Genomic DNA, 14,903 nt, shown 5'->3' on the forward strand with positions numbered 1-14,903 from the left:
GCGTGACTAGGGTATGAGGCATGAAAAACGTTCAACCAACTGAAGTACCAGAAGGCGCACAGCTCATTGATGTCCGCGAGAATGACGAGTGGGCGGTGGAGCACGCGAAGGGCGCGACCCATATCCCAATGAGCGAGATTACGGGTCGCATCCAGGAAATCGATCCGGACAAGGATATCTACGTCATTTGCCACGCGGGCGGCCGCAGCATGCAGGTCTGCCAGTATCTGGAGCATGCGCTGGGCTGGGACACCATCAATGTGGAGGGCGGCACGGATAATTGGAAGGCTTCCGGGCTTCCCATCGAAACGGATTAATTGGCCTTAACCAATCTTTTGGGATTATGATGATGGTATGGCTTCCACGAATAATTCTGTAATCCCAACTGCCCTACTCGAATCCCCGTCGTTCCAGCTCGAGCGCCTCCGCCGTCGCACCCGCGACGGCGTCGAGGCCGCTTTGCAGACCAAGCAGACGACGCTGCGTGAGTACTGGGTCCTGACCTGCCTGGTAGACGCGGATGCCGCGTCGCAGTCCTACCTCTCCGAGACCCTGGCCATTGATGCTTCTGACATGGTGCGTCTTATCGACGCCCTCGAGGACCGCGGCTGGGCCAAACGCGAGCGCGACCCGAAGGATCGCCGCCGCCAGATCGTCGCGTCTACCAAGAAGGGCGCAAAGGTCCACAAGGACTTGGCGGAGCTTGTTTCCGCCGCCGAGGACGAGGCTTTGGATGAGTCCACCAATAAGCAGCTCAAGCACCTGCGTAAGTTGGCCAAGTCCATCATTGCCGCGGACGAAGAAGAGGCATAAATGGCAGGACCCGAATCACGTGTCCCGCAGCAGTACCTTCTAGGTAGCGCGGCGCCGCGGCCGCGCACGCTGTGGGACATCATCACGGCCACCGCGGAAATGCATCCAGACGCCGCCGCGCTTGACGACGGCGAGATCATCACCTACTCCGAACTCATCCACGAGGTCGAACTGTGGGCCACCGAGCTGCACGCCAATGGTGTGCGCCGGGGCGATCGCATCGGCATTCGGATGACCTCCGGCAAGCGCGAGCTCTACCTCGCCATTTTGGCGACCCTGGCGGCGGGCGCGGCCTACGTGCCTGTCGACGCCGATGACCCAGACGAGCGCGCCGAGATGGTCTTCGGCGAGGCCGATATCGATGGCGTTTTTACTGATGAAGGCTTCCGCTTCCTGCGCGATTCCGCGCGCCCGGACGCCCCAGCCGAGGAGTCCAATGCCCCGCTCCCAGAAGACACCGCGTGGATCATCTTCACCTCCGGTTCTACCGGCAAACCGAAGGGCGTGGCCGTGAGCCACCGTTCCGCGGCGGCTTTCGTGGATGCCGAGGCCAGCCTCTTTTTGGTCAACCACCCACACGGGCCGCTCGGCCCGGAGGATCGCGTGCTCGCTGGCCTGTCTGTCGCCTTCGATGCCTCCTGCGAGGAAATGTGGCTGGCCTGGGGCCACGGTGGCTGCTTGGTCCCGGCGCCGCGATCCCTGGTGCGCTCCGGCATGGATTTGGGCCCGTGGCTCATCCGCCGCGATATCACCGTCGTGTCCACCGTGCCTACCCTGGCGGGCCTGTGGCCGGCCGAGGCGCTGGATAATATCCGCCTGCTTATCGTCGGCGGCGAGGCCTGCTCGCAGGAACTGGTAGACCGCCTGGCCACCGAGGACCGCGAGATGTGGAATACCTACGGTCCCACCGAGGCCACCGTCGTCGCCTGTGCGCAGCAAATGCTGCCCGGACGGCCGGTGTCCATTGGCTTGCCGTTGAATGGGTGGGACCTGGTGGTCGTCGATAAGCAGGGCATGCCTGTGGAAATGGGCGGCGTCGGTGAGCTGGTGATTGGCGGCGTGGGACTGGCGTCCTACCTGGATCCGGCGAAGGACGCGGAGAAGTACGCCCCGTTGGAGTCGATGGGCTGGCAGCGTGCGTATCGCACCGGTGACCACGTGCGCCTAGAGGAAGACGGACTGTACTTCGTCGGCCGCGTAGATGACCAGGTGAAAATTGGCGGGCGCCGCATCGAGCTCGGCGAGGTCGAAGCCAATGTCGCGGCCCTGGATAACGTCTATAACTCGGCCGTGGCCGTACAGAAGACCCCGGGCGGCGAGTCCGTTCTGGTGGGCTATGTTTCCCTCGAGGATGAAGCCAAGGGCTTCGATCACGAGGCCGCGCACGCCCGCCTGGCCGATACCATGCCGGCCGCGCTCGTCCCGCGCATCTGTGTGATGGAAGAGCTGCCGGTGCGTACGTCCGGCAAGGTGGATAAGAAGGCCCTGCCATGGCCGCTGCCTGGAGTGGGTGTGGAATCGACCACGCTGACCGAGACCGAGAAGTGGCTCGCGGAACTATGGGTAGAAACACTCGGCGTATCCGTGGAGGACGAGAACGCCGATTTCTTCTCTCTCGGCGGCACCTCATTGGCGGCCGCGACCCTCGTGGGGCATATCAGGGAGCGCTACCCCAACGTGGCGGTGCGCGACCTCTACGACCACCCGCGCCTGGGTTCACTGGCCGAGCTCATCGCCGGTGCCGAACCGCGCCCCGCGGCTGCTGACGTCCCCATGCGCGAGGTCACCAAGGTCGCCCTTGGCACCCGCCTAGCCCAGACCCTGATTCAGATCCCCGTCATGACGCTGGCCGCATCCAGCTGGCTGGCCTGGCTCATGTTGGGCTCCACCGTGGCGGCATCGCTGGGCTTCGAGTGGGCCGCGGCCTATCCGTGGTGGCTGGTCATTGCCATGCTCATCGTCTTTGTCACCCCCGTCGGCCGCATCCCCATCGGCGGCTACGGCGCGCGTCTTATTACGGCCGGCATCACGCCGGGCGATTACCCACGCGGCGGTTCGACGCATCTGCGCATCTGGGCGGCCGAGCGCTGGGCTAATGCCTCCGGCGCGAGCTCCCTGGCCGGTGCCACGCGCGTAAATAACTACGCCCGCGCGCTCGGCGTCAAGGTCAAGCGCGGCGTGGATCTGCACTCCCTGCCGCCGGTTACCGGCATGCTCACGCTGGGCAAGCACGCCGCCATCGAGCCCGAAGTGGACCTTTCCGGTTATTGGCTGGACGGCGATATCCTGCATGTGGGCGCCATCGACGTCAAGGAAGGCGCCCGCGTGGGCGCGCGCTCCACGCTGCTGCCTGGCACCGTGGTGGGCAAGTATGCCCACGTGGAGGCCGGTTCCACCGTCACTGGCCGCAAGAAAATCAAGGACGGCCAGCGCTGGTCGGGCTCACCTGCCAAGAAGGTGGGCCGCTCCAAGCATCGCTTCCCGTCCCATACGCCAAAGCGCCGGCCGTGGTGGGTGGCTATCTATGACGCCACTTCCGTCCTCCTCGCCATCCAGCCGGTTGTTGCGCTGGCGATAGGCGCGGCCATCGTCTTGGCCCTTGTGCATTCCACAGGCGGCGATAGCTTCATCGGTGCGGTTTTCTTCGCACCCGTCGGCGCACTGGCGGCCTTTGCCACCTATATGCTGCAGACCTGGCTGGGCGTACGCATTCTCTCGCTCGGCATTAGGCCGGGCGTGGCACCCGTGCGCTCGGTCACGGGCTGGCGTCTGTGGGCCATCGAGCGCCTCATGGACGAGGCTCGCAGCAAGCTCTTTCCGCTCTATGCCTCCCAGCTGACCCCAGCATGGCTGCGCTCGCTCGGCGCGGAGATTGGCGCCAACGTGGAAATCTCCACCGCGGTCATGATTCCCAAGCTCACCGAGGTCAAAGAAGGTGCCTTCCTGGCCGATGACACCATGATCGGCGGCTACGAGCTCGGCGGCGGCTGGATGCGCACCGGCGAAACCAAGGTGGGCAAGCGCTCCTTCGTGGGTAACTCCGGCATCACCGCACCCGGCCGCAAGCTATCCAAGAACTCGCTGGTTGCCGTTCTTTCTTCTACCCCGAAGAAGACGAAGGCCGGCGCCAACTGGTGGGGTGCGCCACCAGAGCGCATGCGCCGCGTGACCGTGGAGGTGGACTCCCCCGCTAACTCGGGTGAGGCGCTGACCTATAACCCGGGCTTTGCCGTCAAGGCCGCCCGCGGCGTGGTGGAAACCATGCGCCTTTTGGCACCGATGTTTTCCGCCATGCTGCTCGCCGCGACCCTAAGCGTGTACTACTCGCTTCTCGACGCCCTCGGCTTCCCCCTCACCTGGCTCCTCTCCGGCCTCGTGCTCATGGGCATGGGTGCCGTAGCCACGGCCGTTACCGTCGCTGTGAAGTGGATCTGCGTGGGCAAGCACCGCGCGGCCGACCACCCGCTGTGGTCCGCTTTTGTCTGGCTCAATGAGCTGCAGGATACCTTCGTGGAGGTCGTCGCCGCGCCGTGGTTCTTCCAGCACACCTACGGCTCCGGGGAGATCAACCTGGGGCTACGCGCCCTCGGCGTGGAAATCGGCCGCGGCGCGTGGATCGATTCCTACTGGTTCCCGGAAACGGACCTCATCCGCGTCGGTGAGGCCGCCACCGTGGGCCCTGGTACGGTGGTGCAAACCCACCTTTTCCAGGACCGCGTGATGAGCTTGGATACCGTCACCGTCGAGGCCGGATCTACACTGGCCTCCCATTCGGTGGCGCTGCCTGCCTCGCTGATTGGCAAGGCCTCCACCGTAGGCCCCGGCTCGCTGGTTATGCGCGGCGACCGCGTTCCCACCAACGCCGTGTGGCAGGGCAACCCCATCGAGCCGTGGGAGCGCTAGGCCGCCGGCCATAATCTGCGCCCTACCGCGCGAAGTCCTGATACTTAATCATTTCGCCGGACTTGAAGTCCCAGGCCTCCACCCGGACGCGGTCAGCAAAGACCTTGACCCGCAGTCCGGTGGAGGCCTCTTCCTTTTCCTTGACAATTTTCTCGTCATTATCGCCTTCCGGCAGGTACTCATTGAGGATGGCGCCGGTGTTGACTACTGGGAAGCCGGTGCAGCCGGCCTCGCCGGTGCCGTCGTAGCGGCGGGTTCCCCACCAGTTATTTTGGTGCAGCGAGGAATGGCTGTGGCTGCTAAACCACACGATGTTGTTGTATTTATTAACCACATTGGATAGCGCCTCGAGGTCCTCAAAGTCATTCTGGTACCACGCCGAATGCGACATCGATACCGTCTGCGGCAAAAGAGGATGACTAAAGACCAACGCCGGAGTGCCCTTAACATCCCAATAAGCCAGGCGCTCATCTAGTCAATCGAGCTGCTCCTTGCTGATGCGCTGGAACGGCTCCTTGCCGTGGCGCAGGATATCGGAATAAAACTCGGTATTCACCGAAATCAGTGGCACTCCGTCAACTACCTCTTCCTTCCACGGTTTATCCTGGCCGGAGTATTTGAGGAAGCGCTGGAGGTACGTCTCAGATCCTTCCTTGCCATACATTTCGTGGTTGCCGATGGTCCACAATTCCTTGCCCGAATCGTGCGGCACCTCGCTGTGCGCGGCCAAGAAATCATCCCACTGCTGCTGCGAGCCATCGTCCACGAGGTCGCCGTTGAGCACCAGCGCCCCGGCCTTGTCCTCCATACCGTTCAACTGGCGTACCGCGTCGTTGTAGTCTTGGGGGTCGCCTTGGACGTCGGAAAGCACGTCCACGATAGCCTGCGGCGAGCTCTGAAGCTCACCGAGCGGCTTGACGACGCCCACGTTATCCACCGCCCACCACCAGTCATCATTGCCGTTGTTGTAGCTGAAGCTAACCTGCATATTCTTTGCGCCGGCCGGCACGTCCACGCCAATGGACTCGTGCTTGGAGAAGACGTCTTTATCAAAGACGGCGATTTCCTGGGCTTCCCCACCATCGAAGGAGACAGTCACCGTGGCATTTTGCCCGTCCTTGCCCTGGCGGTAATGGTGGTCGAATTCCACATTGACCCGCTCCTGCCCCGCCACCGGGATGGCCGGGCTCTTTAGACCCGCGGTCATGGAATCGCCTTCGGCTAGGCGCTGCTGCTTATTGTCGATGATGGCGAAGGTGTCATGCGCTTGGGTGAAGTAGTGGCGCATATCGGTACCGACCGCCCAAGTCCAGTGGCGCATGTTGCCAAAGGCCCAGCCCTTCCAGCGGGCCTCCCCCGAGTCCACGCCGTGCACGTCGGTCTTCCACCCCTCCGGCGCGCGGTGGGTAAACCATGCCGGGGTATCCACCCCGTCGAAGCTTTCCTGCCACAGCACCCGCGAGTCGACGCCTTCGCGTTCTTCCGCTTTCGGTTGCGCCTCCTCTCCTGCAGAGGATCCCTGGGAAAAGTCATGAGAAGAGCCAAGCGACGACCCCAAAGACGAGCGAAGGGAAGATCCAGAAAGCGAAGACTGAGCCGCCGCCATGGGTGCACACAGGACTCCGGTAAGGGCCAGGACAGATGAGAAAGCACAAAGTTTGTTTTTCATAACTTTATTTCTATCTGACCTGGGCAACAAGGGGGGTTACATATACGTAAACTCTTGGCAAGCACAACAAGCCTGCCAAGAGCTTTAGCGATTATTCTCCCTAGAGAACCTTCCGTTTAGGCGTGGCGTTCCAGCCAATCAACCACCGTATCGAGGGCCTGATCGGCGGCCGGCTCATTAAAGACCTCATGCTTCTGACCCTCCCAGGTCACATACTCCACGTCCTTGGAGGAGATAGAGTTATACCAATCCTGGGAAAAGTACGGCGGAACAATGCCATCCTTAGTGCCGTGCATAATAAGCGTTGGTGCGCTAAAGAGGTCCGCATTGACGGCGTCATAGGTTGCAATCGCCGCCAACTGCAGGGCGGTTCCAGCGCTGGTCTTCTGCGCGATGAGCGGGCTAGAGGCATACTCGTCCTTCACCGCCTGGCTAGTGGAGATACCATCCGTAAATGGATTAGACAGCTGAATGTCCTTGCTCCACTCCGGCGATTGTGCGCCGATTTTGGTGCGGTGCGGAATCAAGTTCTGCGCATAGTGCGCATTAAAGCTGGTGAGCTGGGCTAGCGGCAAGCGCTCAAAGATGGTGGGATCGAGCTTCTTCTGGGTCTCAGAAATGTCATCCGGGGTGATATTCTTTCCGGCCACATTCTTGCCCGAAAGGTTCAGCGGTGCACCACCACCGTTGGTGATAATGCCATCTACCTTGCCCGGCTCGCGAATCCCATAGGCCTCCACGGTCAGCGCACCCATCGAATGGCCCAGTAGGAAGGTCTTTACTCCCTGATTTTCTTCCTTCGCCATGTCCACGACACGGTCGAAATCATCGAGGATGTTCTGGAAATTATCGATATGCCCCATCGGTACGCTGCCGCCGGCGGATTTGCCGTGGCCGCGGTGGTCAACGCGGTAAACGTTGTAGCCGGCATCGAGCAAGCGCTTGGCGACGTAATCATAACGCCCCGAGTGCTCCGATACACCGTGCGCCAAAACCACCGCACCGCGTGGGTTTGCCACCTTCTGCTTCCGGTAGTAGATCTTTACACCCTGACCGCGCTGGCTATCGAAGTAGCCGTCCTCATCAGAAACCTGCTTGTCAGAGACGGTCGGGCGTCCCAATACATCTGGCTTCTTGTCTGCCGCTGGGGCCGGTGCCTCTTGAGCAGCTGCGCCAACTGTGAGCGTTCCGGATACCGCCACTGGTGCCGCCATGACAGCAGCCGCTGTCAAGCAAGCGGTTATATGCTTCTTCATCATCACCGTCTCCTCGTGGTGTTGTAGCTCATATTATTTTCCCAGATGAGATTGAGATAACAGTGATGCTAATTAAGTGACGATATAAAGAACAAATAAGTTCCAATAATGGAACCTACGGTTCCGTAAAATAACCGCACGGAAACGAACCTTTAGGAAGAACAAATCCTGCCGAAACTATTTCCCATACCCACCCCACTACCCCCTAATACAAAAAGCGGGAAACTCGGAGTTTCCGAGTTTCCCGCCCACGTGGTGGCTAATTCATCTCAAGCTTAGTCACCAATCTGGTCGCGACCACGCTTAACAATATTCTCATCAACCTCGCCCACCAGCTCGTGATCCTTGTTTGTATACTCGAACTTGGACAGTACATAGCGCATAGCGTTAATGCGGGCACGCTTCTTGTCGTTGGACTTAATGGTAATCCACGGCGATTCTTCCGTATCCGTATAACGGAACTGCTCTTCCTTAGCACGGGTGTAGTCATCCCACTTATCCAGCGAGGCCAAGTCCATCGGGGACAATTTCCACTGGCGCACTGGGTCAATCTGGCGAATAGCGAAGCGAGTGCGCTGCTCCTTACGAGTAACCGAGAACCACAGCTTGGTCAGGGAGATACCCGAGCCCAGAATCATATTCTCCAGCATCGGAACCTCGCGAAGGAATTCCGCGTGCTGACTTTCGGTACAAAAGCCCATAACCCGCTCCACCCCGGAACGGTTATACCAAGAGCGGTCAAAGAAGACGATTTCACCACCGGCCGGGAAATGCTCAATGTAACGCTGGAAGTACCAAGAGGTGGACTCACGCGGCGACGGCTTTTCCAATGCCACTGTGCGGGCACCGCGCGGGTTCAGGTGTTCGTTAAAGCGCTTGATAGTGCCGCCTTTACCGGCTGCGTCGCGCCCCTCAAAGATAATAATATGACGCTGACCAGTTTCCTTGGTCCAGTTCTGCCACTTCAGCAATTCAATCTGCAGCGCGCGCTTAACGGACTCGTACTCATCGCGAGTCATGCGTTCATCGTAGGGGTAATTTTCACGCCAAGTCTGAACCGGGGAACCATCCGGCATGATCAGCGAAGGGTCATCCTCGTCGGTTCCATCGACGACGTAGCCGTCAGTTTCTGCCAGGTCGATCTCGGGAAGGTCGTCGTCTTTAATATCAGCCATGCATTAAGTGTAACCCGAATGTAGCCATCTAGCGCGATGAATCTTCACAGTTCAGCCTTCGAATTCTTCCCCCCTATGAGAAAAGCACAGAGGCCCAAGATGGGGCTTACGAACCGGAGAGTCTTTTTCAAAGCCCTAAAACTCCCACCTATCAGCCCCGATCAAAAACATAACTAGAGCAGTTCGGCCGGTTATTCAGCGCATCAACGATGCAGCCGAATAAACCTCACGATAATTCAATAAACTCGATATGCAGACAAGGACCCGTAGTGTTTGCGAGACCCTAGAAGAACTGGTAGATACTCGTCATCCTATGCTTAATCTCCCGTTACGGAAGTGAACTGAGGGGAAGCTCTGCTTCTCAGAGTGCCGAGTCCGCTAGATACCCAAATGTGCCCCGCAACATGCTTTCCAAAGCATGTTGCGGGGCACGAGGTCAAAGCCTACTAGCTATGTGTAGGAAAATTAGAAGCCCATACCGCCCATGGCGTCAGCATCCGGCATGCCGTTGTTGGCGCCGGCCGGCTCAGGCTTGTCGGCGACGACAGCCTCGGTGGTCAGGAACAGGGCTGCAATGGAAGCAGCGTTCTGCAGAGCGGAGCGGGTGACCTTAACCGGGTCATTAATGCCAGCCTCCATGAGGTTGACGTACTCACCGGTAGCAGCGTTCAGACCCTCGCCTGCCGGCAGAGAGGAAACCTTGTCAGCAACAACGCCCGGCTCCAGGCCAGCATTGTGTGCAATCTGCTTCAGCGGTGCAGACAGGGCCTCACGGACGATTTTGACGCCGGTAGCCTCATCACCCTTGAGGTCATCCAGGGAATCCAGAACGGAAGCAGCCTGCAGCAGCGCTACGCCACCGCCGGCAACGATGCCCTCTTCCACGGCAGCCTTTGCATTGCGGACTGCATCCTCAATGCGGTGCTTGCGCTCCTTGAGCTCTACCTCGGTAGCGGCACCGACCTTGAGGACAGCAACGCCGCCGGAGAGCTTAGCCAAGCGCTCCTGCAGCTTCTCGCGGTCGTAGTCGGAATCGGAGCTTTCGATCTCGGCACGAATCTGCTTGATGCGGCCGTCGATCTGCTCCTGGGAACCAGCACCCTGAACGATGGTGGTCTCGTCCTTGGTGACGACAACCTTGCGTGCCTGGCCCAGGTACTCGAGCTCGGCGGTCTCGAGGGAGAGGCCGACCTCCTCGGAGATGACCTGGCCGCCGGTGAGGATAGCCATGTCCTGCAGGGTGGCCTTGCGGCGGTCGCCGAAGCCCGGTGCCTTAACCGCAACGGACTTGAAGGTGCCGCGGATCTTGTTCACAACGAGGGTGGACAGGGCCTCGCCCTCAACGTCCTCAGCGATGATGAGCAGCGGCTTGCCGGACTGCATAACCTTCTCCAGCAGCGGGACGAGATCCTTGATATTGGAGATCTTGGAGGAGACCAGCAGGATGTACGGATCCTCCAGGACTGCCTCCTGACGCTCCATATCGGTAGCGAAGTAGCCGGAGATATAGCCCTTATCAAAGCGCATGCCCTCAGTTACCTCGAGGTCAACACCAAAGGTATTGGACTCTTCCACGGTGATAACGGAGTCCTTGTTTACGGAGCCGTTGCCCACGGTGTACATAGCCTCGGCGATCTTCTCGCCAATGGCCGGGTCAGCAGCGGAGATGCCAGCGGTGGTAGCGATCTGTTCCTGGGTTTCTACTTCCTTGGCGGAAGACAGCAGGGAGTCCACAACCTTCTTGGTTGCGGTCTCGATGCCGCGCTTGATGCCCATTGGGTTGGAACCTGCGGCTACGTTGCGCAGACCCTCGCGTACCAGAGCCTGTGCCAGCACGGTTGCGGTGGTGGTGCCGTCGCCTGCGACGTCGTCAGTCTTCTTGGCAACTTCCTTGACCAGCTCGGCGCCGATCTTCTCGTAAGCATCCTCGAGCTCGATTTCGCGAGCGATGGAAACACCGTCATTGGTAATGGTCGGGGCGCCCCAGGACTTTTCCAGGACGACGTTGCGGCCCTTGGGGCCGAGGGTGACCTTGACGGCGTCGGCAAGCGTGTTTAGGCCGCGCTCAAGGCCGCGGCGGGCCTCTTCATCAAAAGCGATAATCTTTGCCATTGTGTTTGTGCTCCTTGGTTTATTGAGGACGACACTCACGTCTTTCTCGCTGCGGACGCCCGCGACGGCATGGCTGGTGAGTGTGAACCAACCTCAACCACAACGATGTAGATTTATCTAGCACTCATACTGTGCGAGTGCTAACGACCATTCTGGCACTCTCCCACCGTGACTGCAAGAAAAAATGGCGTCCGCGCGAAGAGACGCCATTATATTAAGGAATGGATCAGGAACTAAGCGCTTTTCACCGTGCGCTTGGTCCAGCGGTAGATGAACGTCAGCGCGACAATAAAGAGAATCACGCCGACGATGGTGGCAGCCGTGCCGCCCTCGAAGATTTCCAGCGGGCTATCGCCACCCGCGGCGGCGATGATGCCGGCGTTGACCACGCCAAAGAGGGACTCACCCACGATGAGGCCGGTGGCCAGGAGGGTACCCATACGCTTGGCAAACTCCGGGCGGGATTGCTTCGCAGCCCACTTGTCATAGAAGGTGCCCAAGATGGCACCGATGGGGATGACGATGGTCAGGGCGGCCGGTAGGTACATGCCCATGCCGGCGGCCAGTGGGGACAGCGAGTACTTATCGGTGAACTTGCGCAGGAGCTCGTCAATAATAATGAGGACAGCGCCAATAGCCATACCGATGAAGATGAGGTTCCAATCCAACGAACTATCGAAGATGCCGGAGGCAACGGAGGACATCAGGGCGGCCTGCGGGGCGGCCAAGGCGTCTTCGCCGGCGCCTTCCATACCCTGGAAGCCGAAGCCATTGAGCATGACCTGCAGAATCGGCGGGATAACGAGAGAGCCGAAGACCACGCCGATAATGAGCGCTACCTGCTGCTTCCACGGAGTAGCGCCGACGAGCTGACCGGTCTTGAGGTCCTGCAGGTTGTCATTAGAAATGGTGGCAATGCCAAAGATGATGGCCGCGGTGAAGAGCGTGTAGGCCACCAAAGACAAAGGATCCGCAGTGGTGCCGCGGGTGACGGCCGCGATGAGCAGCGAGGCAGCGAGCACGGCGATGATGCCAATGGAGGAAATTGGCGAGTTAGACGCACCAATCAGGCCGGCCATGTAGCCGCACACAGAGGCGATAATCAGGCCTACCAACAGGGTAAAGAGGACGGAGACGGTAATGAGCACGGCCATGTGGTCGTGAATATCAGTACCGCGCACAAAGTCCCACAACAGCAACGCGATAGGCACCATGAACGCCACGATGGTGGTGGCGACATAGGGGAAGGGAATATCGCGCTCGGTGACGTCCACGACGGAACCGGACTTGCGCGCACGCGAGGAGGCCAGGGACTGGCGGATGCCCACAGCAATGGGAGCGGCGATCTTCAGCAGGGTCCAAATGGCGGCAATGGCCATGGTGCCCACGCCGATGAAGCGGATGTCATCGGAGAAGGTGGTATCGACGACGTCGGCAAGCGCGGTGGCGCCCGTAATATCGCCGGTGGTGAAAATGGGCAGCAAAATGAAGTAGGAAATCACCACGCCAACCAGCATGGCAATGCCTACCGGCAGACCCACCAAGTGGCCGACGCCGATAAGCGCGGTGGACAGGCTGGTGCCCAGGGTGGTCGCGCCGGCGCCGAGCTTGAAATAGGCGGTGACCTCGGAGGCGGCGGCCTTCATTGCGGCCAGCAGTGCCATGACGGCCGAGGTAATGCCGCCGGCGACGATGACGCGCAAACCCTTGGCATTTTCTTCCTGGCTGGTGCCGGAAGTATTTTCATCGCCCACCTTGAGGACCTCGGCCGCGGCCACGCCCTCCGGGTAGGGCAGATCGGAGCCGGTGACCAAAGCGCGGCGCAGCGGGATGGAATACATCACGCCCAGCACGCCGCCGATGATGCACACGCCGGCCGTCTGTAGAAAGCCAAAACCCTGCCAGTACCCCACCATCACCAGGCCCGGGAGGACGAAGATGATGGCGGACAGAGTGCCCGCAGCAGAGGCAATGGTCTGCACAATGTTGTTTTCTTTAATGTTGTGGCCCTTGAACCGACGCAGCACCGCCATAGAAATCACGGCGGCCGGGATGGAGGTAGCAAAGGTCAAGCCCACCTTCAGGCCTAGGTACACGTTGGCAGCGGTGAAGATGAGGGTAATCAGGCCACCGATGATAATGCCGCGCAGAGTCAGCTCGGGCAGGGAGGCCTTGGAACCTGCGGCGGATGATGCGTTCGCCATGCCAGGTCCTTTCTATTCTCGGCTATGAAAGTTTCTCGTTTCACCCTGCGTAGCAAACCGCGGCCTGCCACGTCCGTTTCTGTCTGTTTGGCGCCGGTTTCTTCCCGGAATAGGGTCCGAACGGACAAAATCCGCACAGGGTGGAATGAATAAATTTTAGTTCACCACCCCAGCGTTTTCCTATTCCGGTTGCTCTATAGCTTGGGGCGGGCGGGTACCGTAGAAAACATGACTGCACTTAATGAAAGCATTCGCAACGATCGCGAGACCATTTTCCACCAGCTCAGCGAGCTCGTGGCCTTTAACTCCGTCCATGACGAGGAAGGCCTGGAGGACCAGACCAAGAGCGCGAGCCAGTGGGTTAAGTCCGCACTGGAAGAAGCCGGAGTGAGCGTGGAAACCATCACCACGGCCGATGGCTCCACCGCCATCTTGGGTGAGCGCAAGGGCGATGAAGGCGCCAAGACGGTGCTGCTCTACTCCCACTATGACGTGGTGCCGGCCGGCAACCGCGAGGCTTGGAAATCCGATCCGTTCACTCTTACCGAGCGCGAGGCCGCCGATGGCTCCACCCGCTGGTATGGCCGCGGCGCCGCCGACTGCAAGGGCAATGTGGCCATGCACTTGGCCGCTCTGCGCGCGGTGGACAATAACGGCGGCTCCAAGGTGAACCTGAAGTACCTCATCGAGGGCTCCGAGGAGCGCGGTGGCGAGGGTTTGTCCCAGCTCATCAAGGACCGCCCGGAGCTTTTTGCTGCCGACGCCATCCTCATCGCCGATGCGGGCAACGCCGCTGTGGGCCAGCCGACCTTGACCACGTCCCTGCGCGGCGGCGCGCAGATTGGCGTGCAGGTCGATACCTTGGCCTCCGCCGTGCACTCCGGCCAGTTTGGCGGCGCGGCACCGGATGCCGCCAAGGCGCTGATGCGCGCCATTGACTCCCTGTCCGATGAGTACGGCCGCACCGTTATCGACGGCGTGGATACCACCGCCGAGTGGTCCGGCCAGGAGTACCCGACCGAGGCCTTCCGCGCCGACGCGCAGCTACTGGAGGGCACCAAGATCATGGGCGAAGACGACCCGGCCGGTGCCACCCCGGTGGCCAACATGGTCTGGTCCCGCCCGGCCATTACCGTGACCGGCTTTACCTCCACCCCGGTGGCAGAAGCCGTCAACGCCGTGCCCGCCACCGCTTCCGCCCAGCTCAACTTGCGCGTTCCGGCCGGTGCCGATGCCGCCGCGATTGCCGACGCCGTCTGTGATCACCTCCGCGCCCACACCCCATGGGGCGCCCATGTTAAGGCCGAGGTGCTGGAATCCAACGCTGGCTTTGCCACTGATCCCGAAAAGCCAGCCGCTGCCCTGCTGGGCGAGTGCCTGTCTGAGGCTTATGGCAAGGAAACGGCCGCACAGGGCATGGGCGGCTCCATTCCGCTGACCACCGAACTGCAGGAAGCTCACCCCAACGCGGAGATCGCTCTCTACGGCGTGGAGGAGCCAAAGTGCACGATCCACTCCGCCAATGAGTCCGTCGACCCCACCGAGATCGAGAACATCGCCGCCGCGGAAGCACTCTTCTTGCAGCGCTATTCCTAAGGCTTGCGCCCCTAGCCCAGCCTGGGCCCTTTCTACCGCCGCGGCACTGCGGCGTACCCCGCTCCTTGGGGAGCGGGGTTTCTTTATGCCGCAAAACAGCTTGATTTCTAGTCGTCGTGGAAACACCTGACATGGGTTAGGTGATTGTGTGGAGTCGAAATGGGTTCCGGATTCT

The 14,903-nt window shown here is 60.5% G+C and carries 10 protein-coding genes; 4 read left to right on the plus strand and 6 right to left on the minus strand.

The window, feature by feature from the left end; translation table 11 throughout:
• Window positions 1-20: 20 nt before the first annotated feature.
• Genes QP971_RS09080 through QP971_RS09090 form a run of 3 tightly spaced genes read left to right on the plus strand, consistent with a single transcriptional unit; the run spans window position 21 to window position 4,716 of the window.
• Window positions 21-317, plus strand: coding sequence for a rhodanese-like domain-containing protein (locus tag QP971_RS09080; RefSeq protein ID WP_284811481.1), 297 nt, complete (start codon window positions 21-23; stop codon window positions 315-317).
• A 37-nt stretch (window positions 318-354) separates the two neighbouring features.
• A complete protein-coding gene (locus QP971_RS09085; protein ID WP_198492088.1) occupies window positions 355-813 on the plus strand; it encodes a MarR family winged helix-turn-helix transcriptional regulator in 459 nt (152 codons plus the stop codon).
• On the plus strand, window positions 814-4,716 hold the full coding sequence (locus tag QP971_RS09090; RefSeq protein ID WP_284821768.1) for a Pls/PosA family non-ribosomal peptide synthetase: 3,903 nt from the start codon (window positions 814-816) through the stop codon (window positions 4,714-4,716).
• Window positions 4,717-4,738: 22 nt separating this feature from the next.
• Here the strand turns inward: QP971_RS09090 and QP971_RS09095 are convergent, their stop codons facing one another.
• The 6 genes from QP971_RS09095 to QP971_RS09120 all read right to left on the minus strand — a co-directional run bounded on the left by QP971_RS09095 (window position 4,739) and on the right by QP971_RS09120 (window position 13,132).
• Entirely contained in the window at window positions 4,739-5,125 is a 387-nt protein-coding gene (locus QP971_RS09095) for a DUF4073 domain-containing protein (protein ID WP_284791225.1), read from the minus strand.
• A gap of 66 nt (window positions 5,126-5,191) precedes the next feature.
• Window positions 5,192-6,385 (minus strand): metallophosphoesterase family protein, encoded by a 1,194-nt coding sequence (locus QP971_RS09100; protein WP_284811485.1) that lies wholly within the window; start codon window positions 6,383-6,385, stop codon window positions 5,192-5,194.
• A 116-nt stretch (window positions 6,386-6,501) separates the two neighbouring features.
• The gene (locus QP971_RS09105; RefSeq protein ID WP_284791223.1) at window positions 6,502-7,644 is read right to left on the minus strand and encodes an alpha/beta hydrolase; all 1,143 of its coding nucleotides are present in this window, start codon (window positions 7,642-7,644) and stop codon (window positions 6,502-6,504) included.
• 272 nt (window positions 7,645-7,916) lie between these two features.
• Complete coding sequence (gene ppk2, locus QP971_RS09110) at window positions 7,917-8,816, minus strand: polyphosphate kinase 2 (RefSeq protein ID WP_284787260.1); 900 nt, start codon at window positions 8,814-8,816, stop codon at window positions 7,917-7,919.
• Between the two features lie 465 nt (window positions 8,817-9,281).
• Window positions 9,282-10,928 carry a chaperonin GroEL gene (gene groL, locus QP971_RS09115; protein WP_023019954.1) on the minus strand — a complete coding sequence of 549 codons (1,647 nt, stop codon included), beginning with the start codon at window positions 10,926-10,928 and terminating at the stop codon, window positions 9,282-9,284.
• Window positions 10,929-11,161: 233 nt separating this feature from the next.
• Window positions 11,162-13,132 carry an OPT family oligopeptide transporter gene (locus QP971_RS09120; RefSeq protein ID WP_284787256.1) on the minus strand — a complete coding sequence of 657 codons (1,971 nt, stop codon included), beginning with the start codon at window positions 13,130-13,132 and terminating at the stop codon, window positions 11,162-11,164.
• 228 nt (window positions 13,133-13,360) lie between these two features.
• Here QP971_RS09120 and QP971_RS09125 point away from each other — a divergent pair, with 228 nt between their 5' ends.
• A complete protein-coding gene (locus QP971_RS09125) occupies window positions 13,361-14,728 on the plus strand; it encodes a dipeptidase (protein WP_284811487.1) in 1,368 nt (455 codons plus the stop codon).
• Window positions 14,729-14,903 lie beyond the last annotated feature (175 nt).

This window comes from Corynebacterium marquesiae (assembly GCF_030229635.1).
GTDB lineage: Bacteria > Actinomycetota > Actinomycetes > Mycobacteriales > Mycobacteriaceae > Corynebacterium > Corynebacterium marquesiae.

What these genes read in the sequence shown, in the direction of transcription:
- QP971_RS09080 (WP_284811481.1), top strand. Translation starts at nt 21, where the DNA reads ATGAAAAACGTTCAACCAACTGAAGTACCAGAAGGCGCACAGCTCATT.
- QP971_RS09085 (WP_198492088.1), top strand. Translation starts at nt 355, where the DNA reads ATGGCTTCCACGAATAATTCTGTAATCCCAACTGCCCTACTCGAATCC.
- QP971_RS09090 (WP_284821768.1), top strand. Translation starts at nt 814, where the DNA reads ATGGCAGGACCCGAATCACGTGTCCCGCAGCAGTACCTTCTAGGTAGC.
- QP971_RS09100 (WP_284811485.1), bottom strand. Translation starts at nt 6,385, where the DNA reads ATGAAAAACAAACTTTGTGCTTTCTCATCTGTCCTGGCCCTTACCGGA.
- QP971_RS09105 (WP_284791223.1), bottom strand. Translation starts at nt 7,644, where the DNA reads ATGATGAAGAAGCATATAACCGCTTGCTTGACAGCGGCTGCTGTCATG.
- ppk2 (WP_284787260.1), bottom strand. Translation starts at nt 8,816, where the DNA reads ATGGCTGATATTAAAGACGACGACCTTCCCGAGATCGACCTGGCAGAA.
- groL (WP_023019954.1), bottom strand. Translation starts at nt 10,928, where the DNA reads ATGGCAAAGATTATCGCTTTTGATGAAGAGGCCCGCCGCGGCCTTGAG.
- QP971_RS09120 (WP_284787256.1), bottom strand. Translation starts at nt 13,132, where the DNA reads ATGGCGAACGCATCATCCGCCGCAGGTTCCAAGGCCTCCCTGCCCGAG.
- QP971_RS09125 (WP_284811487.1), top strand. Translation starts at nt 13,361, where the DNA reads ATGACTGCACTTAATGAAAGCATTCGCAACGATCGCGAGACCATTTTC.